The sequence below is a fragment of the Streptomyces sp. NPDC001502 genome (genome assembly GCF_042894785.1).
Classification (GTDB): Bacteria; Actinomycetota; Actinomycetes; order Streptomycetales; family Streptomycetaceae; genus Streptomyces; species Streptomyces kutzneri.
The window spans coordinates 224,509-245,682 of sequence record NZ_JBIAVW010000005.1; the positions used below are offsets into that span (position 1 = coordinate 224,509).

The 21,174-nt window shown below is 72.7% G+C and carries 15 protein-coding genes; 10 read left to right on the forward strand and 5 right to left on the reverse strand.

Annotated elements, in window-relative coordinates; all coding sequences use genetic code 11:
• Nucleotides 1–78: 78 nt before the first annotated feature.
• The 3 genes from ACFY0D_RS10645 to ACFY0D_RS10655 are packed head-to-tail and all read right to left on the reverse strand — an operon-like array spanning nucleotide 79 to nucleotide 3,984.
• Nucleotides 79–2,145, reverse strand: a complete 2,067-nt coding sequence (locus ACFY0D_RS10645) for an iron ABC transporter permease (RefSeq protein ID WP_390797964.1) — start codon at nucleotides 2,143–2,145, stop codon at nucleotides 79–81.
• 4 nt (nucleotides 2,146–2,149) lie between these two features.
• On the reverse strand, nucleotides 2,150–3,127 hold the full coding sequence (locus tag ACFY0D_RS10650; RefSeq protein WP_390797965.1) for an iron-siderophore ABC transporter substrate-binding protein: 978 nt from the start codon (nucleotides 3,125–3,127) through the stop codon (nucleotides 2,150–2,152).
• Complete coding sequence (locus ACFY0D_RS10655) at nucleotides 3,124–3,984, reverse strand: ABC transporter ATP-binding protein (protein ID WP_390797966.1); 861 nt, start codon at nucleotides 3,982–3,984, stop codon at nucleotides 3,124–3,126. The genes ACFY0D_RS10650 and ACFY0D_RS10655 overlap by 4 nt, the downstream gene beginning before the upstream one ends.
• 217 nt (nucleotides 3,985–4,201) lie before the next feature.
• On the opposite strand from ACFY0D_RS10655, the gene ACFY0D_RS10660 reads away from it, so the two are divergent.
• From ACFY0D_RS10660 to ACFY0D_RS10695, 8 genes are all read left to right on the forward strand, one after another.
• A complete protein-coding gene (locus ACFY0D_RS10660; protein ID WP_390797967.1) occupies nucleotides 4,202–4,888 on the forward strand; it encodes a response regulator transcription factor in 687 nt (228 codons plus the stop codon).
• A complete protein-coding gene (locus ACFY0D_RS10665; protein ID WP_390797968.1) occupies nucleotides 4,885–6,273 on the forward strand; it encodes a histidine kinase dimerization/phospho-acceptor domain-containing protein in 1,389 nt (462 codons plus the stop codon). The genes ACFY0D_RS10660 and ACFY0D_RS10665 overlap by 4 nt, the downstream gene beginning before the upstream one ends.
• 84 nt (nucleotides 6,274–6,357) lie before the next feature.
• Complete coding sequence (locus tag ACFY0D_RS10670; RefSeq protein ID WP_390797969.1) at nucleotides 6,358–8,619, forward strand: MMPL family transporter; 2,262 nt, start codon at nucleotides 6,358–6,360, stop codon at nucleotides 8,617–8,619.
• Nucleotides 8,616–9,335, forward strand: a complete 720-nt coding sequence (locus tag ACFY0D_RS10675) for an LmeA family phospholipid-binding protein (protein ID WP_390797970.1) — start codon at nucleotides 8,616–8,618, stop codon at nucleotides 9,333–9,335. Before ACFY0D_RS10670 ends, ACFY0D_RS10675 begins: the two co-directional genes overlap by 4 nt.
• Nucleotides 9,336–9,462: 127 nt before the next feature.
• Complete coding sequence (locus tag ACFY0D_RS10680; RefSeq protein ID WP_390797971.1) at nucleotides 9,463–10,194, forward strand: TetR-like C-terminal domain-containing protein; 732 nt, start codon at nucleotides 9,463–9,465, stop codon at nucleotides 10,192–10,194.
• A 40-nt stretch (nucleotides 10,195–10,234) separates the two neighbouring features.
• On the forward strand, nucleotides 10,235–11,386 hold the full coding sequence (locus tag ACFY0D_RS10685) for an MAB_1171c family putative transporter (protein WP_390797972.1): 1,152 nt from the start codon (nucleotides 10,235–10,237) through the stop codon (nucleotides 11,384–11,386).
• Between the two features lie 296 nt (nucleotides 11,387–11,682).
• Nucleotides 11,683–12,147 (forward strand): helix-turn-helix domain-containing protein, encoded by a 465-nt coding sequence (locus ACFY0D_RS10690; protein WP_390797973.1) that lies wholly within the window; start codon nucleotides 11,683–11,685, stop codon nucleotides 12,145–12,147.
• Nucleotides 12,144–12,725 carry a toxin gene (locus tag ACFY0D_RS10695; RefSeq protein WP_390797974.1) on the forward strand — a complete coding sequence of 194 codons (582 nt, stop codon included), beginning with the start codon at nucleotides 12,144–12,146 and terminating at the stop codon, nucleotides 12,723–12,725. Before ACFY0D_RS10690 ends, ACFY0D_RS10695 begins: the two co-directional genes overlap by 4 nt.
• A 10-nt stretch (nucleotides 12,726–12,735) precedes the next feature.
• Here the strand turns inward: ACFY0D_RS10695 and ACFY0D_RS10700 are convergent, their stop codons facing one another.
• Entirely contained in the window at nucleotides 12,736–16,125 is a 3,390-nt protein-coding gene (locus tag ACFY0D_RS10700; RefSeq protein WP_390797975.1) for an aminotransferase class I/II-fold pyridoxal phosphate-dependent enzyme, read from the reverse strand.
• 19 nt (nucleotides 16,126–16,144) lie between these two features.
• On the reverse strand, nucleotides 16,145–17,095 hold the full coding sequence (locus tag ACFY0D_RS10705; RefSeq protein ID WP_390797976.1) for an NAD-dependent epimerase/dehydratase family protein: 951 nt from the start codon (nucleotides 17,093–17,095) through the stop codon (nucleotides 16,145–16,147).
• Between the two features lie 91 nt (nucleotides 17,096–17,186).
• Between ACFY0D_RS10705 and ACFY0D_RS10710 the strand changes: the two genes are divergently transcribed.
• Nucleotides 17,187–18,158, forward strand: a complete 972-nt coding sequence (locus tag ACFY0D_RS10710) for a cyclase family protein (protein ID WP_390797977.1) — start codon at nucleotides 17,187–17,189, stop codon at nucleotides 18,156–18,158.
• Nucleotides 18,159–18,264: 106 nt separating this feature from the next.
• A complete protein-coding gene (locus ACFY0D_RS10715; RefSeq protein WP_390797978.1) occupies nucleotides 18,265–21,078 on the forward strand; it encodes a SpoIIE family protein phosphatase in 2,814 nt (937 codons plus the stop codon).
• The last annotated feature ends 96 nt before the right edge of the window (nucleotides 21,079–21,174 follow it).

Sequence of the window (21,174 nt, forward strand, 5' to 3'; positions counted from 1 at the left end):
CCTCCGCCTTGCGATGCACGGCACCAGACGCCGCGAGCCGCGCCCTTCGGGCGCCCGGCGCTACTTTCAAAACACGCCCTAGCGGCGGCTGCGTACGAGCAGGTGCAGGAAGTACGGAGTGCCGATCACCGCGGTCATCAGGCCGGCGCCGAGCTGGGCCGGTGCGATCACGGTGCGGCCCACCAGGTCGGCGGTGCAGACGACGACGGCGCCGAGGAGCACCGCGACCGGGACCACCCGGGTGTGCTGCCGGCCCACGAGCGCACGGGCGGCGTGCGGTGCGACGAGCCCGACGAAGCCGATCGTGCCGGCGGCGGCCACGGCGGTGGCGCTGAGCAGGACGCCGAGCAGGAGGAAGCCGAAGCGGCCGCGGCCCAGGCTCAGTCCGAGCAGCCTCGGGGTGTCCTCGTCGAGCGACACGAGGTCGAGTTCGGTGCGCCGGGCGACCGCCACGACCAGGCCCACGACGAGGACGATCGCCAGCGGCACCACGTCGGGCAGGGTCCGGCCGTAGGTGGAGCCGGACAGCCAAGTGAGCGCCTTCGTCGCGTTGAACGGGTCGGTGAGGATGATCAGGAGGCTGACGAGGGCGGCCGACGCGGTGGCGACGCCGAACCCGACGAGGACCAGCCGGTTCTGCTGGAATCCGCCGCGCGCGGCCAGCCCGAAGACGATGACGGAGCTGAGGGCGGCGCCCGCGAACGCGGCGCCGGCCACGCTCCAGGATCCGGCCAGGGGCACGGTCGTCACGAGGAGGACGGCGCCGAGCGCGGCGCCTCCGGAGACGCCCAGGACGCCCGGTTCCGCGAGCGGGTTGCGGGTCACGGCCTGGACCAGGGTGCCGGCCAGGGCGAGTGCGGCGCCGGCGAGGAGGGCGGCGAGGACGCGGGGCACCCGGGTGTCGAGGACGAAGGTGATGGTCCGGCCGGCCCGTCCCTGCGCCCAGTTCAGCACGTCGCCGAGCAGCAGTTTGGTGTCTCCCAGCAGTACGGCGGCCAGGACCACGCCGACGAGGACGGCCACCAGGACGGCCGTGGTGACGAGGAAGACGGCCCTGCTCCTGATCCGCAGCCGGTCGGCGGCGGCGGCTCCTGCGGTGTCCTTGACCCGGATGGCCATGACGATGAGGAAGACGGCGCCGACCAGGCTGGTGACGACGCCGGTGGGCACGGCGACCGCCACGTCCGTCCGTACGACGGCGCGCAGCAGGACGTCGGAGCCGAGCACCAGGGCCGCGCCGGTGAGCCCCGCGACCGGCAGGCTCGCGCGGTTGCGGGTGAACCCGCGGAACCTGCGGGCGAGCGGGCGGACGAGGGCGGGGGCGCACATGCCGACGAAGCCGACGGGTCCGGCGAGTGTGACCGCGGCCGTGGAGAGCAGGGCGGCGAGCACGACGGCGGTGACCCGGGTGGACCGGACGGGGACGCCGAGGCCGCGGGCGGCGTCGTCGCCGAGGGCCAGGGCGTCGACGCGGCGGGCGAGGAGCAGCAGTCCCACGAGGGCCACGAGGCCGATCGGCGCCATCTGCAGGAGGCCGTCGAAGCCGTGCTGGGCGATGCTGCCCTGGTTCCACCGGAAGATGCCCGCAGTCTGCTGGGGGAACAGCAGGAGCAGGCCCTCGGTGATGGCGGAGAGGCCGAGGGTCAGGGCGCTGCCGGCGAGGACGAGCCGGACGGTACCGGCGCCGAGGCCGGACAGCCCGAGGACGACGGCCGCCGCGGCGAGGCCGCCGACGAAGGCGACGCCGGAGGAGGCGAGCAGCGGGAGCGAGGCCCCGGAGACGGCGAGGATGCCGAGGCCGAAGTAGGAGCCGGCGTTGACGGCGAGGGTGTCGGGCGAGGCGAGGACGTTGCGGCTGACCGCCTGGAGGGCGGCGCCCGCCATGCCCAGCACGGCGCCGACGAACAGCCCCGCGGCCATCCTCGGGAGCCGGGAGGCGATGACGACGGACGCGTCGCCCGGGTCGGCCCGGCCGGTGAGCGCCCGCCACACCTCGGGCACGCCGACGGCGGCCGTGCCCTGGGTGATGTCCACGGCGGCGAGACCGGCGACGAGGAGGACCAGCGCGGCCGTCACCGCGGCCGCTCCCGTCCGGGACGTGACCGACGACGGACGGGTGGCGGCAGTTGTTGCGGTGACGGCCATGGTGCTACTTCGTCAGTGCGGCGACGACGGAGTCGATGTACTTGTTCATCGACTCGGGACCGCCGAACATCCAGATGCCGTCGGGCAGCCGGTTCACGTTGCCCTTCTGCACGAACGGCAGCGAGGTCCACACCTTGTCCTGCGCGAGGACACCGGCGAACGGGTTGCTGTCCTTGTCGCCGTCGTTGCCGATGTAGGCGAACTCCACGTCACCGAGCTTGGTGAGGCCCTCGACGTCGCTGGTGGCCAGGCCGTAGGCCTCGTCACCCTGGACCGTCCAGGCGTTCTTCAGGCCGAGCTTCTCGCTGACCCCGCCGATGAGCGAACCGCTGGTGTAGGGCCGGATCGAGACCTGGTTGGAGACGATGTAGCCGTCCGCGAAGGCGTACGCGGCCCCGCCCTTGCCCGCGTCGGCGAGCGCCTTCCTGCCCTGGTCCAGCTTCGCCTGGAACCCCTGCTTGAGCTTGTCGGACTGCGCCGTGGTGCCGGTGGCCTGGGCGATGAGGTCCAGGTTCTTGGTCATCTGCCCGATCGGGTCGGCGGCGTCGCCGGGGCGGACCTCCAGGACCGGGGCGACCTTGCGCAGCTGCTGCAGGGCGGCCGGCGGCAGGTCGGAGGTGGCGATGACGAGGTCGGGCTTGAGCGAGGCGATGGTGTCCATGCTCGGCTCACCGCGCGTGCCGATGTCCTTGGGCTCGTTCTTGAGCGGGACGGCGGTGTTCCAGGTCTTGTAGCCCGCGACGTCGGCGACGCCCAACGGGTCGACACCCAGCGACACCAGGCTCTCGACGACGTTCCACTCGGTCCCGACGACCTTCTTGGCGGGGCCGGCGAGCTCCACCTTCGCGCCCGAGGCGTCGGTGAGGGTGAGGGGCTCGGCGGTCTTCTTCGCGTCGTCGGCGGCGGGCTCGGTGGTCCCGCAGGCGGTCAGGGTGAGGGCCGCGACGGTGGCGGCCGCCACGGTGAGGAGGAGTCGTCTCATGAGGTGGTACTGAGCCTTTCGGTACGCAGGTGGTGCCGGCCTATCGCGCGGGTGCGCAACTGGCCTGTGAGGGGGTCGGTTTCGACCTCGATGCGGATGCCGTAGGTGTCGGTCAGCCGCTCGGGGGTCAGTACGTCTTCGGGCGCGCCGTCGGCGATGATCCGTCCCGCGTGGAGCAGGACGATCCGGTCCGCCACGGCGGCGGCCTGGTCGAGGTCGTGCAGTACGGCGCCCACGGCGATCCCGTGGTCGTCCGCCAGATCGCGCATGAGGTCGAGGAGTTCGACCTGGTAGCGCAGGTCCAGGTAGGTGGTCGGTTCGTCGAGGAGGAGCACGCCCGTCTCCTGGGCGAGGCAGCCGGCCAGCCAGACGCGCTGGAGCTGTCCGCCGGACAGGTGTTCGGCGCCGCGTTCGGCGAGTTCCCCGACGCCCGTGAGGGCGAGGGCGCGGTCGACCGCGGCCCGGCCGCCCGGATCGTCCCTGCCCCAGCGTCCGCGGTAGGGGTACCGGCCGAATTCGACGAGGTCCCGTACCGTCAGTCCGCTCGGCGTGGGGCGCCCCTGCGTCAGGAGGGCGACGCGGCGTGAGAACTCACGGGGGCTCAGCGCGAAGCCGTCGGTGTCCCCGTCGATGACGAGGGTGCCGGTCCGCGGCCGCTGCAGCCGGGCTGTCGTGCGCAGCATCGTGGACTTGCCGCTGCCGTTCGGTCCCACCAGGACGGTCACTTCGCCGGGTCGCAGCGTCATGGAGGCGTCGTGGACGACGTCGACGCCGTCGTACGCCACGGTGACGCCCTGGGCGGAGAGTTCATGACCCTGGGGAGGCGTGGCCTCGGTGGTCTCTTCAGCTGCTTGCACGTCAGTTAGGTTAGCCTAACCTCAAAATATGGCAAGCACTTTCAACCAGGTGACTGCAAGAGCGAGAACCAGCCAGAAGAGCACTCCGGACATATCCCTTCGTTCCGGAGCGCGGCCGGCGCATTGTTCGGGGAATGTACGGATGGCGGCGCGCCCACCGGAAGGGCCGGTCGCCGCGGTTAGCATCGATGCTGCCAACCGCGGCTGAAAGGCAGTGATGACGGAGTCCAGGGGCCTCGTACTGATCGTCGAGGACGAGCGCCACATCTCCGACGTGCAACGGCTCTACCTGACCCGCGAAGGCTTCGGGGTCCACGTCGAGGCCGACGGGGCCGATGGTCTGGCGGCCGCGAGGCGCATGCACCCGGTGGCGATCGTCCTGGACATCGGCCTGCCCGGCATGGACGGCATCGCCTTCTGCCGCGCCCTGCGGGACGCCGGCGACTGGACACCGGTGCTGCTGGTCACCGCCCGCGGCGAGGAGGCCGACCGGATCCTCGGCCTCGAACTCGGCGCGGACGACTACCTGACCAAGCCGTTCTCGCCCCGCGAGCTGGTCGCCCGGGTCAAGACCGTACTGCGCCGGGCGGCGGGCCCGCCCGGCCCGCCGCCCGGGAGCACCGGCCGGCTCAGCGTGGACCCGGTCAGCCGTACCGTGCGCCGCGACGGCGAGCCGGTCGAACTCACCGCCACCGAGTTCAATCTGCTCTTCCACCTCCTCCAGCACGTGGGCCAGGTCTTCACCCGCGAGCAACTGCTCGCCCAGGTGTGGGGATACCCCGGCTACCGCGACACCCGCATGGTCGACGTCTTCGTCTCGCAGGTGCGCGCCAAGCTCGGCGACGCGAGCCCGATCCGTACGGTCCGGGGCGTCGGGTACAGCGCGACGGCGCCCGGCCCGTGAACCGCCACCCCCGCACCGGTGCGCACCGCGGCTCCCTCGCCCGCAAGATCGTGGTGCTGACCACCGTGGTGGCGGCGCTCGCGGTGGCCCTGACCGGACTGATCGCCTGGCAGACCGCCGCGCACGGCGCCGAACAGCGTGAACGCGACCAGCTGACCCGTCAGGCGACGGTGCTCAGCCGGCTGCCGATCCTGTCCGAGGCGCTCTTCACCGGCGCGCAGGCCCTGGCGGGGCCGAACGGTGTGCAGCTCGCGGTCATCGCCCGGGACGGCACCGTGAGCGGAACGGCCGGCCCGGCCGTCGACCGTACGTCCAAATCGGCCCTGCTGGCAGGAGATCCGGTCTCCACCACCGGCATCCTCGGTGGCCGGGAGGTACTGCTGGTGGGGCAGCCCGGCGTACGCGGCGGCGCCGTCGTGCTGACCGAGCCGTACACGGTCGTCACCGAGAACACGAACCAGATCCGCCGCAACGTGATCGTCCCGCTGGTCTTCGGCATGCTCGGCGCGGCCCTGGCCGGAGCGCTCCTCGCCCGCCGGATCGCCCGTCCGCTCGTGACGGCCGCGCAGATCGCGCACCGGCTCGCCGACGGCGAACGCGGCGTACCGGCCCCGGTGGACGGCCCCCGGGAGACCGCGGACATCGGGCGCGCCCTCAATGTCCTGGACGAGGCGCTGGCCCACAGCGAGAACCGGCAGCGGGAGTTCCTGCTCTCCGTCTCCCATGATCTGCGCACCCCGCTGACCGCGCTGCAGGGCTACGCCGAGGCGCTCGCCGACGGCCTGATCGAGCCGGAGCGGGTGCCCGAGGTCGGCTCCATCCTGGCCGACGAGACCCGGCGCCTGGACCGGTTCCTCGGGGACCTGCTGGACCTGGCCCGGCTGGAGTCCGACGACTTCCGCCTGGACGTGGCCCCGGCCGATCTCCGCGCACTCCTCTCCGAGGCCGCCGCGTTCTGGACCGGCCTGTGCGCACGCCACGGCGTCGACCTCCGGCTCGAACGGCCGGAGCTGCCCGTCGTCGTCGCGACGGACGCCTTCCGGGTCCGGCAGCTGATCGACGGCCTGGTGCAGAACGCGCTGCGCGTCACGCCCGGGGGCGCGCCCCTGGTCCTCGCCGTCCGCCCGGCCGCCACGGGCGGCGGGGCCGAGCTGCAGGTCCGCGACGGCGGGCCCGGCCTGACCGACGACGACGTACGCATCGCCTTCGACCACGGCGCCCTCCACGAGCGCTACCGGGACACCCGCCCGGCCGGCAGCGGCCTGGGGCTGGCCATCGCCCACCGCCTGACCGGCCGTCTCGGCGCCGCCATCCGCGTCGAGGGGCACGGTCCGGAAGGCGGCGCCTGCTTCACCGTCACCCTCCCGCAGGCGCCCGCCGCCTGAGCACCCGGGTGCCGCCGCGGCCCCCTTACATTCCCCGAACAATGCGCCCACGCCCCCCTTACACACACCGCGCACAGTGGCCCCATGAACACTGAATCGGCCGAGGGGCCGGGGCTCCTCCACCGGAGCGGGCGCTGGTGCGCACGGCACGCCTGGCGGGTCGTCGCCCTGTGGGTACTGGCACTGGTCGGCCTCGGGCTCGCCAACCACACCTGGGGCGGCACCTACGCGGACAGCTTCTCCCTGCCCGGCACCAGCACCCAGACCGGTGCCGACCTGCTGGCGGCCCACACCACCGGGTCCGGCGGCACGGCCTCCGCCATCGTGATCACCACCGACGAGGGCGCGGTCACCGATCACCGGGCGGCGATCGACGCGGCCGTCGCCGGCCTGGGCCGGCTCCCGGACGTCCTGTCGGTGGCCGACCCGCTCACCACCCCCGGGGCGGTCTCGGCGGACGGCGGGACCGCCCAGGTGACCGTCCGCTTCGACGGCAACCCGGCGAGCTTCGACCCCGCCTACCTCGCCGGGGTGGACACCGCCGTCGAGCCGCTGCGCGCCGACGACGTCACCGTCGAGTACGGGGCCCCGCTCGGCCAGCTGGCCACCCCCAAGTCCGCGGACCGCGCCTCCGAGGCGATCGGTCTGGCCGTCGCCGTGCTCGTCCTGCTGATCGGCTTCGGCAGCGTCGCCGCCACCGGCCTGCCCCTGGTGACGGCCGTGGTCGGCCTGTCCGTGAGCCTGGCCGGGCTCGGACTGCTCGCCGGGCACTTCGGCTTCGCCCAGGCCGCCCCGACCCTGGCCGCGATGATGGGCCTCGGCGTCGGCATCGACTACGCGCTCTTCCTCGCCACCCGCTACCGGGCCCTGCTGCACGCCGGAACCGAACCCGCCGAGGCGGTCGGCCGTACGGTCGCCACCAGCGGCCGGGCCGTGCTGGTCGCCGCCGCCACGGTGGCCATGGCCCTGGGCGGACTGTGCGCCTCCGGCGTGGGCTTCATCGGCGCCCTCGGTGTCGCCGCCGGACTCAGCGTCCTGGTGGCGGCCGCCGCGTCCGTGACCCTGACTCCCGCCCTGCTGGGTCTGCTCGGCCGCCGCATCGACCGCCTCCACGTCCGCGAGCCCGTCGCGGAACCCACCGGCGAGGCCGATGTCTGGCACCGCTGGGCCGTCAGGGTGAGCCGCCGCCCGTGGCTCTTCCTGGTCGGCGGCCTGCTCGTACTCGGCGTACTCGCGGTCCCCGTCGCGTCCATGCAGCTCGGCCACGTCGACGCCGGAGCCCAGTCCACCAGCAGGACCGACCGCCGCGCCTACGATCTGATCACCGAGGGCTTCGGACCCGGCGCCAACGGCCCGCTCACCGTCGTCACCCACCTCGACAGCAGGCACGTCGAGAGCGAGAGCCTGCGCCAGGACCTCGCGGCCTCGCTCCGGCGCGAGCTGGCCGCCGTACCGGGCGTCGCCTCCGTCACTCCCCCGGTGCCCAGCCCCGACCACGCCCTGCTCATCACCACGGTCGTGCCCGCCACCGGCCCGCAGGACGCGGCCACCGCGGACCTGATCCACACCTTGCAGGACGAGACCGTGCCGCACACGCTCTCGGGCACCGGGGCCACGGGCTACCTCACGGGCACGGCCACCGCCGCCCAGACCTTCACCGACACCCTCTCCGCCAAACTGCCCCTGATCATCGCCGTGGTCGTCTCCGCCGCGTTCCTGCTGCTGCTCACCGTCTTCCGCAGCCCGCTGGTGGCGCTCAAGGCCGCCGTGCTCAACCTCTTCTCCATCGCCGCCGCCTACGGCGTGGTCGTCGCGGTCTTCCAATGGGGCTGGGGCGGCGCGCTGTTCGGCGTCACCGAGAAGGTGCCCGTCGAGTCCTACGTACCGATGATGATGTTCGCGATCGTCTTCGGGCTCTCCATGGACTACGAGGTCTTCCTGCTCTCCCGGATCCGCGAGATCTGGCTGCAGCACGAGGACAACCACCTGGCCGTCGCCACCGGCCTCGCCGCCACCGCCCGCGTCATCACCTGCGCGGCGCTGATCATGACCAGCGTGTTCCTGGCCTTCCTGCTCTCGACGAACGTCGCCGTCAAGATGCTCGCGCTGGGCCTCGGCGTCAGCGTCATCATCGACGCCACCGTGGTCCGCCTCCTCCTGGTGCCCGCGTCCATGTACCTCTTCGGGCGGGCCAACTGGTGGCTCCCCGGCTGGCTGGACCGGCTCCTGCCGCATCTCGACCCGGAAGGGCCCGCCGCCGGGCCGGGGCCCCTGGCGGGATCGGATCCCGCACCAGATCCCGGAACCACACCCGATCTCGCACCCGCCCGAGGAGAACGGCGATGAAGCGCCCCCTGACGAGGATCCGGGCCGCCCTGCGCCGCCGTACCGTCCTCACGATCACCGTCGCCGTGGTCCTGCTGGCCGTCCTCGCCACCGGCGCGGCCGAGTACACGGTCCGCCACCACATCCAAAGCCGTGTCGCGAAGGCGGCTCCGGGCCTCGGCGACGACGTGGCGGTCGGTGTCGCCGGCGGCTGGGCCCTGTGGGACCTGGCGCACGAGAACATCCCCCGGCTCGACATCAGCAGCGACGACGCCCGGGTCGGACGGCTCTCGCAGGTCCGCGTCCGGGCCCGGCTGGACGACGTCCGCCTCGGCGGAACGACCACGGTCGGCGGCACCCACGCGGACGTGACGGTCTCGACGCAGTCCCTCGCCGCGGCGATCCGCGACGCCGTACCGTCCGTGGCGGTGGCCTCGGTGACCACCGATCCGACGCAGGGGATGGTCCTCGCGGACGTCGGCCCGGGCGGGCTCGGGCGGCTGACGCTGCGTCCGGTCCTCGCGGACGGCAAGGTCACCCTCGCCGTCGACGGGCTCACCCTGTTCGGCCGCTCCGTCCCCGCCGACCGGCTCGGAATCGGTGCCGGCGGCTTCGGCCCGCAGGCGGGCGCACCGAAGGAGTACCCGCTCGGGCTCGCGGCCACCTCCGCCGAGGTCCGGCCGGACGGCCTGCACGTCTCCCTGACGGGCGGCCCCAGCACCCTGTCCGACGTCTGACGCCCACCGCTCGACCGCATTCGCCCGGAACGTTCCGTACCCGCCCGGTGGCCGGATCACACCGCATGACCAGGGCGTTCGAAAGACCGTACGCACGGCCGCAGTTGCCGGCGGGTACGGTTCCGGCATGGATGTTTCCGCAATCAGTTCGACCGAGGACGACGACATCACCCTGGCGGTGGTGATCAAGGACATCGCGCGTCAGCAGCTGGTGAAGCTGGGCGCCGCCGGGCTGTCCCTGGACGGCGTGGCACGCGACAGCGGCCTTCCTTCCGCCGATGTCGAAGCCGCCTTCCCGCACCGCGACGATCTGCTGACCGCACTGGTCATCGACGCCTACGACGCGTCCGGCGAGGCGATGGAACGGGCCGACGGCGCCGCCGCGGAGGCCGGTGCGCCGGGAGGCGCACGGCTCCTCGCGGTCACCCGCGCGCTGCGGCAGTGGTCCTTCGCCAACCCCGCCGAGTTCACCCTGATCTACGGCTCGCCCGTGCCCGGTTACCACGCCCCGCAGGACACGGTCCCGTCGGCCTCGCGCACTCCCGCGGTCCTCGCCGGCATCGTGCGCTCCGCGCTGGAGGCCGGTGAACTCACCCCGCCCCGGCGGCCGGTGCCCGGCCCGCCGCTGCTCCTGCCGGAGGCCGTGCAGCTCTTCGGCGGCACGCCCGAGGCCCCGTTCTCGGACATCATCGAGCGCGGCATCGTCCTGTGGAGCAATCTGATCGGCCTCCTCGTGTTCCAGGTCTTCAGCCGTACCCACGACAGCGTCCGGGACGAGGCCGCGTTCTTCGACTACGCCATCGCCGTGGCCGCCGAGAGCATCGGCCTCGTGGTCCCCCCGGCCGAGAACACCGACTGACCCGCCCGCCGCCCGCGCGGCACCGGCAGAAAACCAGGACGTGAACACCACCAGAACCCTCTGCTTCGTCATAGCGGCGCTCTCCTCGTACGCGGCGCTCGTCTACCGGCTGTGCCAGGCCCGGCGCAGTTGGAAGGACGGCGCGTACCGCACGCTGATCGCCACTCTGCTCCTCCAGTGCCTCACCTTCACCATGGGAGCCCTGGCCATGGGGGGCGGGCCCCTGCTGGGAGTCGGCAACCTCGCCGTCCTCCTCATGCACCTGTCGGCGGTCGCCTTCTGCGTCAGCGCGCAGATCATCCTGCTGCGGTGGGCCGCGGCGGACGAGGAGGCCGCACGCAAGACCCGCTACTGGCTGATCACCGGTATCACCCTCGACGTGCTGCTGGCGGCCCTCTTCTTCCTCGCCGACGGCACCGGCCGGCCCGCCTCGGACTTCGACGGCACCAGCGAACCGCTGCTGCTCACCTATCTCCTGGCGTTCATCGTCTCGCAGGCGATTCCGTGCGTCACGATCTACCTCCAGTGCGGGCCGTACGCCCGGATGACCGACAACGCCTCGCTGCGCCAGGCCCTGCGGCTGCTCTCGGTCACCGCCGTGGTCCTGTTCCTCTACTGCCTCGCCAGGACGGTCAACATCCTCACGGCGGCGGGCGGGGTCGACATCGGCGCCTGGAAGGTCGCCGCCTCGGTCTTCAGCGCGGCGGGCATCGTCCTGCTCTCGCTCAGCCTGACCAACTCCTCCTGGGGCCCGGCGGCGACCCGGCTCCTGGAGTGGGCCCGCACGTACCGGTCGTACCGGGCGCTCTACCCGTTGTGGCGGGACCTGTACGAGTCCTCCCCAGACATCGCCCTGGAGCCGCCCGGCGCCTCGGTGTCCGACCTCGACTACCGCCTTCACCGCCGGGTCGTCGAAATACGGGACGGGTGGCGGGACTTGCGTCCGTACATCGACCGCACCGCGGGAGAGGGTCACGATCCGGCCAAGGAGGGGAGCGCGGAATCACGGCAGGCCTTCACCGAAGCTGCACAGATCAAGCGCGCCTTGCAGGCAAAACTGACCCACACGGTGCCCCGGAACAACAAGGACGCCGGCGACTTCGACGACCGTGATACGAACAACTTCGCGGCAGAGCTGGCATGGCTCACCCAAGTGGCAGCCGCCTACAGTAAGCTCGGCAAGGCGAGTTGAGAACTCCCGCCCGGTTTGCATCCCCCGTCAAACCGGGCGGGTATCCCGTTTCCCCGCTCTCGCGGCGGCCGGACGGGTTGCTCCCGCCCGTACTGGCCCGGCCCATCCCCCGAGGGCCGGGCCAGTCCGATGTCACCGGTGACCAACGTGCGTCCCCCGTGAGCGCAAGTTAGCTGCCAGCTATCGGCTGGACCCCACGTTCGCCGAGTCCTGGCCAATTGTCAACTGACAGCTAATCTGTGAAACTGACGTATAGCTGAGGGCTATACCGAAGGGCGACGGGAGGATGGTTCACCATGACCGGGACCGAGAGCGACACCGAGAACGGGAGTGAGGAACGCCCCCTGCTCGCGAAGCGCCTCGACGACCTGTTCCGAACGGTCCGCCCCAAGGGCAAGCACTGGACCAACGCCGAGGTCGCGGACGAGCTGAAGCGGGTCAATCCCGAACTCAAGGTCGGGGGGGTGTATCTGTCGCAGCTGCGCACGGGGAAGCGCTCCAACCCGTCACCCGACCTGCTGTCCGCCCTGGCCCGTTTCTTCGGGGTCTCGGTCGCCTACTTCTTCGACGACGAGGTCGCCGAGTCCGTGCTCGGCGAGCTCGCCGCCATCGAGGCGCTGCGCCAGTCCGGGGTGCGCGCCGTGGCGATGCGGGCGGCGGGGATGAAGAAGGAGAACCTCCAGGCCATCACGGCCATCATGGACCAGTACCGGCAGATGCAGGGCCTGCCGCCCGTCGCCGATCCCTCCGAGTCGCCATGAGGGGCGCCCGCAAGGAGCGGGCGGCCGACCACGAGCGCCGCAGCCGGCTCAAGAAGCTCCGGAAGGCCGGCGCGCAGCGGATCGCCGAACTCGATCTGCCGGCGGCGGCCGACGTGGCCGAACTGTGCCGCCATCTCGGCGAGGTGCGCGACCGTCCGATCACGCTGGTCCCGATGCAGATGCCCTCGTCGCATCCATGCGGCATGTGGGTGGCCGCTCGCGACGAGGACCTCATCTTCTACGACGCCAACACCACCGGCGCGCATCAGGAGCACATCATCTTGCACGAGCTGGGCCACATCATCTGCTGCCATCGCGGTGCAGGCGGGCTGGACGAGGCGGCCGCGCGCCTCCTCTTCCCCAACCTCGACCCCGAACTCGTACGCGACATGCTCCTGCGGGCGACCTACGACGACGTCCAGGAGCAGGAGGCGGAGATCATCGCCTACCTCCTGTCCCAGCGGATCGGCGACGCCGATCAGCGGCACGCCGCGGTGGCGGCCACCGCCGCGGCGGGCGAGGACGGCGATCCCGCCCGGAGCGCCACGCTCAGCCGCATCGAACGCACCCTGATCTGAGATGGATCACTTATCGCCCGGCGGCCGCTGCCGCCACCTCTTCGGCCAGGATCGACACGGCCCGTCGGATGTCCTCCGCGCGGTGTTCGCTGGTGATGAAGAACCGCAGTCTCGACAGCCCTTCCTCCACCGCGGGGTGGAAGATCGGGTCCGCGACGACGCCCCGGGCGAACAGCCCGTCCGCGACGCTCAGGGTTCTCGCCGAGTCGCCGAGGATGCACGGCACGATGGGGGTGCCGGCGCTGGAGCCCGTTGCCAGGCCGGCCCCGGTGGCGAGGCGCAGGAAGAGCTCGGAGTTCCGTCTGAGGGCACGCACCCGCTGCGGCTGCGCGGTGAGCAGCTCGGTGGCGGCCAGCGCAGCGGCCGCGTTGGCCGGGGTCAGGCCGACGCTGTAGACGAAGCCGGGGAGCGTGTGGCGCAGCCAGCGCACCATCCGGGCCGAGCCGCCGAGGTAACCGCCGCAGCTGGCGAAGGACTTGGAGAGGGTGCCCATCCACAGGTCCACGTCGGACCGGTCGATGCCGTAGAACTCGCCCACTCCCCTGCCGTGTTCACCGACGGTGCCGATGCTGTGGGCCTCGTCGACCATCAGCAGGGCTCCGTAGCGCTTCTTCAGCTCGATCACGGCGGGCAGGTCGACGAGGTCGCCGTCCATGCTGTAGGCGCCCTCGACGGCGATCAGCACCCGCCGGAAGCGGGACCTGTTGAGCCGCAGCATGTGCTCCAGCTGCCCCATGTCGTTGTGGGCGAAGGGGCGTCGCGCCGCCCCGGACAGGGCGCAGCCCTGGAGGATGCTGTCGTGGGCGAGCGCGTCGTGCACCACCAGGTCCTCGGGGCCGACGAGGTGCCCTATCGCGGTGACGTTCGTGGCGTGGCCGCTGACCAGGGTCAGGCAGTCGCCGACGCCGAGGAAGTCCGTCAGCGCCCGCTCCAGCCGTACGGTCAGGTCCCGTTCGCCGGAGAGGACGCGGCTCGCGGAGACCGAGGTGCCGTACCGGTCCACCGCCCGGTGCACGGCTTCGTCGACCGCCGGATGGCCGGAGAGCCCCAGGTAGTTGTAGCTGCCGAAGGACAGCAGGGTGCGGCCCCCGATGACGGTCGTGTCCCGGATGTTGCCCTCGTGCACCCGGAAGTAGGGGTTGGCCGCGCCGCTGTCGGTGATCCGGCCGAGGCGCTGCTCGAACTCGCCCACTTCCGGGAACGCGTCGATGACGGCCGTCCTGGCGTCCCATACGGGCTCCTGCTGCGGGGCCGGTCCGGCGGGGGCCGCCGTACGCGTGCGGTCCGCAGCGGTGTGCGGATCCGGGTCCGGATCGACGAGTTCGATCAGCCGGCCGACGGTGAGTTCGGGCGAGAACAGCTCCTCGGACCGGAAGCCCGGTATCCGCTTGGCGATGTTGATTTCGAGCTCCTGCAGCATCAGGGAGTCGAATCCGAGGTCGGTCACCAGGGTCAGGTGCCCGCTCAGCTCGGAGAGCGGGAAGACACCGGTCCGCGAGACCTCTTCGAGCACGAGGGAGGCGGCGGACGCGGCCCGCGCGGCGGCCGCGGCGGACGCGCCGTCGGGGCGCGGCACGGCGAGTGCCGCGGGTGTCGCGGGCGTGGCCGCGGCGGGATCCGGGACTTCCCGCGCCGAGTCGTCCACGACCCAGTGGCGGCGCGGGGCCAGCGGGCTCGGCGGCAGGGTGCACGGGGGTGTCCGCGCCGTCGCGGGCGGCCGGGGCTCGGCGGCGGTGGCCGTGTGCCCGGCGAGCCCTTCCGTACGGCCCGCCTCGACGGCGGCGGCCGCCGCCGTCAGCCGGGCGGTGGCGTCGGCGGCGTCCCGTACCACCAGGGTGAGGTGTTGTGTGAGGGGTGTGCGGCGGGCGAGGGTGTCCGCCACCGAGGCCAGCGGGGGCCGGTCGTCGGTGAGGGTGTCCGCGAGCTCCCGGGCGTAGCGGGCCAGTCCGTCCGGGTCCCGCGCGCTGAGGGCCAGTACGTACGGTCCGCCGGCCGGCGCCGCGAGGGCCCCCGGTCCGGTCGGCGCCGTGGTGCATTCCTCCACGACCAGGTGGACGCCGGTACCGCCGAAGCCGAAGGCGCTGACCCCGGCACGGCGCGGACCGGCGCGGTCCGGCCACGGCGTCGGGGCTGTCGCCACGGTCAGCCGAGCGGCGTCGAGCCCGGAGCGATCGGCCAGGTCGCACTCCGGCTGCGGGGGTATGACGCCCCGCTGCACGGCCAGGACCGACTTGATGAGCCCGGCGATCCCCGCGGAGTTCAGCGAGTGTCCGACCACCGCCTTCACGGCGCCGAGATAGGCGGGTTCGGCGTGCTCACCGCGCAGTTCGCGCAGGACACCGAGCTCGACGGGGTCACCTACCGTGGTTCCGGTGCCGTGCGCCTCCAGGTAGCCCACCGCGTCCGGGGAGAGTCCCGCGTCCCGGTAGGCCCGGCGCAGGGTGCGGAGCTGGCCGGCCGGCTGGGGGTGCATACCGCCCTGCACGGTCCCGTCGTTGGCCGTTCCCACACCGCGGATCACGGCGTAGACCCGGTCGCCCGCCGCCAGCGCGTCGGTCAGGGGCCGCAGCACCAGGACCCCGGCTCCCTCGCCGAGGACGAAGCCGTCGGCCTGCGCTCCGAAGGGCAGGCAGCGGCCGCTGCGCGAGATGGCGCCGATCCGGCACAGCCCGACCAGCAGGTCGGGGGTGAGTATCAGTTGGGCGCCGCCCGCGAGGGCGATGCGGGAGCGGCCCGCGCGCAGTGCGTGCACGGCGTTGGCCACGGCCATGAGTCCGCCCGAGCAGGCCGAGTCCAGGGCGTAGCTCTCGCCGTGCAGGTCGAAGACCGAGCTGATGGTGTTGGGGCCCATGTTGAGCAGGAGCCCGGCCACGGAGGTGCCGTTGAGTCCGTCGACGGCCCGGACCGACTCCAGCAGGCGGGGGTGGCCGAGCCGCGCACCGAACTCGCCACCGGCCAGCTGGCGCATCCGGATCTGCAGGGTGCTGAGTTCGCGGTAGCCGCCCTCGGTGAGCGCCGTGATCACCGAGGTCTCCTCACGGTCGAAGCCGTCGGCCTCCCACCCCGCGTCCTGGATGGCCTCGCGGGCGAGGTCGATCAGCAGCCGGGCCTGCGGGTCCATCGCCCGGGCCCGCCGCGGCGGGATGCCGTAGTGGGCCGCGTCGAAGTGGCCCACGTCCGGCAGCAGCGCCATGGTGTCCGTGTACGCCGACGAGGTGTCACGGAAGTTGTCGCTCGTGAAGGCCGTGGTGCGCCACCGCGAGTCCGGGATCACCCCGAACTGTGCCTGCGGGGCCGTCAGCAGCCGCCAGTACTGGTTCACATTGCGTGCTCCCGGGAACCGGCACGCCATCCCCACGACGGCGATGTCCTCCCGCCGCGGTCTCCTGGCGTCCTCCATGTGGTCCATCCCTGTCCTGTCACCCCTGCCGATCGCTGGTCGCGAGTCGTTCGCGCCACCATTCCAACGTCGCCTTGACCTGTTCGTCGACGGCGGTGGACCGTACCGCGAACGCCGCCTCGTAGGCGCTCGAATCTACGACGAACGGACGGTCGAACTGGTAGCGGATCTCCTTCAGTTCGCGGATCAGCGGGGAGAAGAGCGATGCCACGCCGACCACGGCCGACGGGAGCCCGCGCACGGCGACCGGTCCCGTTCCCGCCTGGGCGCAGAGCCGCCCGGCCATCTCCCGTACGGACAGCGTCGGCTGGGTCGGGATGTGCCAGGCGCGTCCCCAGGCACGCTCCTCGTCCGCGACCTCGGCCAGCGCCCGCGCGACATCGGGGAGGTAGGTCCAGCTGTGCGGGGCGTCCGGGTCCCCCAGCGTGGTGACCGGCCTGCCGCGCAGCAGCGGCGGCACGACCCGTGCGGCCAGGTGGCCGCCATCGGTGACGCCGGGTCCGAAGAAGTCCGAGGCGCGTAGCTCGACCGCCCTGATCCTTCCCTGCTCGTGCAGTGTCCGCGCCTGTTCCCAGACCGCGGCGCGGACCCGCCCCTTGGTGCCGGTGGCCGCGAGCGGCAGCTCCTCGGTCATGGGGCCGTCCACGGGGCCGTAGCCGTAGAGGTTCCCGAGCATGACCAGTACGGCCCCGGTCGCCTCGGCCGCGGCGCAGAGCGACGAGGCCAGCGGCGGCCAGTCGCCCGCCCAGCGGTGGTAGGGGGGTGCGGCGCAGCCGTGGATCGCGGCCGCGCCCCGCGCGGCTTCGGTCAGCCGCTGGGTGTCCGTCGCGTCGAGCGCGACGTGTTCGATCCCGGGTTCCGGGCTCCGGCCCGATCTGGTGACCACCCGTACGGTACGGCCCTGTTCGGCGAGGAGCCGGGCGGTGGCGGCGCCGGCGGGTCCAAAACCTATGACGACATGAAAGCTCACGCGCGCACACTAGCGCGAGCGACCGGCACCCCCTTCCGCGGAGAACGTCTCCCGGCCAGCGCCGGGGGGCGAACCGCCGGACACTGGGGACATGAGCGGCAACCCCACCGACGCCCCCGCCGGCGTCCCCGCCGACGGGCCGGCGAACGGGCCCGCCGTCTCCCGGCAGGAGTTCGACGCACTGTTCGCGTCGGTCCGTACGTGGGGCCGGTGGGCGGCGGCCGACCGCGGGGCCTGGAACCGGGTGACGGCGGAACACGCGCGCAGGGCCGCCGCCACGGTCCGGGACGGGAGGGTCGTCCCGATGGCACGGCCCTGGGACACCCGCCCCGGCCCGGACAACGCGAAGCCCGCGCTGCACTACATGTCCGACCTCGGCGACGTGCAGGTCCCGGAGCCGTCCGTCCACAAGGACTTCCTGGCCGCGGACTACCACGGCAAGAGCGTGACGCACCTCGACGCACTGTCGCACGTCGCCTACCGAGGGCAACTGTACGACGGGCGCGCGGCGCGCGAGTGTGTCGATGCGGCGGGTGCCCGCTTCGGCGCGGTGTCGGCGCTCGGCCCCCTGGTCACGCGGGGCGTCCTGGTCGACCTGCCCGCCGTCCTCGGGGTCGAATGGCTCGAACCGGGCCGTGCGGTGCACGCCCGGGACATCGTCGCCGCGGAGGAGGCCCTCGGGGTGACCATCGGGGACGCAGACGCGGTACTGCTGCGTTCCGGGGCCCTGCGCCGGCGCCGGGAGCTCGGCCCCTGGAACCCCGACGCGGCGAGCGCGGGCTGGCACGTGCACGCCGTACCGCTGCTGGCCGAGCGCGCCGTCGCGCTGCTGGGCGGCGACGGGGACAGCGACGTACGGCCTTCGCCGGTCGAGGGGCTGCACTCCCCCGTCCACGCGCTCGCGGTCACGGCGATGGGGGTGCCGCTGCTGGACAACCTCGACCTCGAAGCGCTCTCGGCCGCGTGCGCCGAGGCGGGCCGCTACGCGTTCCTGCTCGTCGTGGCACCGCTGAACGTCCCCGGCGGAACGGGCTCACCCGTCAACCCGGTCGCGATCCTGTGACGCGGGCACCCAATGATCACGTCGCTCCCGCACCTCATTGCCGAATTGTGAGGAATATACTCAAATCTGGCGATCGAGGGTGCTCCGGTGAGGGGAAGTGATGCACATGGGGGTCGTCGGAGACCGCATCGGCCCCGTGCGATTCCGTGACCGATTCCTGCAGGGCGAGTCGGTCGAGGGAAGCGTGAGAAGCCCGATCCTGAGCTCGTGGCAGCGCAGTCGGCTGCTGGGGCTGTCACCGGAGCAGTCCGAGCTCCCGTTCCAGGAGGGCTTCGACCCGGACGGTCCGCTGCTGCGCGCCGCCGAGCCCGTACTCGACCGGCTCCAGAGCATTTTCGCGGGCAGCCGCACCAACATCTGCCTCGCCGACGGTCACGGCATGGTGCTCGCCCGCCGCTTCGGCGAGAAATCCATGCTCAAGCAGCTCGCCCCGATCCAGATCCTCCCCGGGTTCGTGTTCGCCGAGCAGGTGGCCGGTACGAACGGCATCGGCCTGACCCTCGCGGAGAGGCGGCTGTGCCAGGTCTACGGCGCCGAGCACTTCGCCGAGCGGTCCCAGTCGAGCGCCTGCACCGCGATCCCCTTGCGCGACCAGCTCAGCGGGCACATCCAGGGCGTCCTGTGCCTCGGCTATCCCTACACCGACGCGGACCCGGCGCTGATCCCCGTGGTGCGCAAGGCGGCCGAAGCCATCGAACGACGGCTGATGGACCAGAGTTCGGCGCGCGAGCACGGTCTGCTGCAGGCCTATCTCGACACCGCGAACCTGGCCCTGAGCAGCGAGCACGGCCTCGACGGGCACCCGGTGGCGATGGCCGACTTCCTCCAGAGCGAGCTGGAGCAGAGCGACCAGGCGACCCTCAAGGAGAGGGCCACGGAGCTGATGTCCGGGGACCGGCGGGCCGCCGCCGAAGTGCCCCTGTCCCGCGGCCGGTGGGTCACGCTGGTCAGCCGCCCCGTGACGAGCGCCGCCGGGGTGGAGGGGGTCGTCGTCGAGGCACTGCTCCCCGAGGACTCGGAGCGGCACGCCCCCACCCCCACCCACCCCCATGCCCCCGCCGCGGTGCCGCCCGCGTTCCGTCCTCACGTCACCCCCGGTCCACAACCGGCGACGGTCCGCGCACGCGGCGCACCGGGCGCCGAAGGCCCCGCCGGGGAGGCCGTCGCGGCGCCCGCCGTCGGCCCCGCCCAGAGCCGGGTCAGAGGGCTGGTGCTGGTGGGCGAGCCCGAGGTGGGCAAGTACGCCGTCGCGGCACGCCGGCGCCTGGAGTTGCTGGCCGAGGCCAGCAACCGCATCGGCACCACGCTGGACGTGAGCCGCACCGCCTGGGAGCTCGCCGAGACGGCCGTCCCGAGGTTGGCCGATTTCGTCACCATCGATCTGCCGGGGGGCGTACTGCTCGGGGAGGAATCCCCCCATCCCACCACCGAGATGCAGCGCACGGTGGTGCACGGCATCCGCGAGGACTGCCCCTTCTACCCGGTCGGCGCGCAGATCAGCCTGCGGCCCACCACGCCCCACATGCGCTGCATCGCCACCCGGCAGCCGGTGCTCGAACCGGATCTGCGGGCCGCCTTCGGCTGGATCGCCCAGGACCCCCGGCACGCCGAACGGCTCCTCGCCCACAACATCCACTCCCTCATCACGGTCCCCCTGCTCGCCCGTGGCGCCGTCCTCGGCGTCGCGAGCTTCTACCGCTCGCAGGACCCGGCCCCCTACGGGGACGACGACCGCTCGCTGGCCCAGGAGCTCGCCGCCCGCGCCTCCCTCTGCATCGACAACGCCCGCCGCTACACCCGCGAACACACCCTCGCCCTGTCCCTGCAGCGCAGCCTGCTCCCCCGCGACCTCCCCGAGCAGAGCGCCGTCGAGGTCGCCCACCGCTATCTGCCCGCCGAGTCGGGCGTCGGCGGCGACTGGTTCGACGTCATCCCCCTGTCCGGGGCCCGGGTCGCCCTCCTCGTCGGCGATGTCGTCGGCCACGGACTGCACGCCGCCGCCACCATGGGCCGGCTGCGCACCGCCGCCCGCAACTTCGCCGAGCTGGAGCTGGCCCCCGACGAGCTCCTCACCCATCTGGACAACCTGATGGTGCGCCTCGACCGGGAGGAGGGCGGGGACGGTCCAGGCTCCGGCAGCACCGGCATCGTCGGCGCCACCTGCCTGTACGCCATCTACGACCCCACCTCCCAGCAGTGCACGATGGCCCGCGCCGGCCACCCTCCGCCCGCGCTGGTCCGACCCGACGGCACCGTGTCCCTCCTCGACCTGCCCGCCGGTCCCCCGCTCGGCCTCGGCGGCCTCCCCTTCGAGTCGGCCGAGATCCGGCTCCCCGAGCACAGCCAGCTCGTCCTCTACACCGACGGGCTCATCGAGGACCGCCACCGCGACATCGACGTGGCCCTCGACGCCCTGAACCGGGCGCTGGCCCACCCGGACCGGGCCCCGGAGGAAACCTGCCAGGCCGTCCTCGACGCCGTCGCACCCGAGCACCCCGACGACGACATCGCGCTCCTCGTCGCCCGCACCCACGCCGTACCCGCGGAGCGGATCGCCACCTGGGAGCTGGACGCCGATCCGGCCCTCGTCTCCGAGGTCCGCGCCGCTTCCGTGAGCCAGCTGAACCGGTGGGGACTGGAGGAGTCCGCGTTCGCCACGGAACTCCTGCTCAGCGAGCTGGTCACGAACGCCGTCCGGTACGGGACCGCGCCCATCCGGGTCCGTCTCATCCACGACCGCAACCTGATCTGCGAGGTGCACGACGCCAGCAGCAGCGCCCCGCGCATGCGTCAGTCGGCGACCACCGACGAGGGCGGCCGCGGCCTGTTCCTCGTCGCGCAGCTCGCCCAGTCCTGGGGCACCCGCTACACCACCGACGGCAAGGTCATCTGGGCCGAGTGCACCCTGGCCGCCGCATGACCCCCGGACCCCGGCCGTTCGGCCATTGGGGTCAGACAGCGCGGCGATATGCCGGGAAAGACCCTCTTTATCACCGTAGAGTGCCTCGTACCGTCG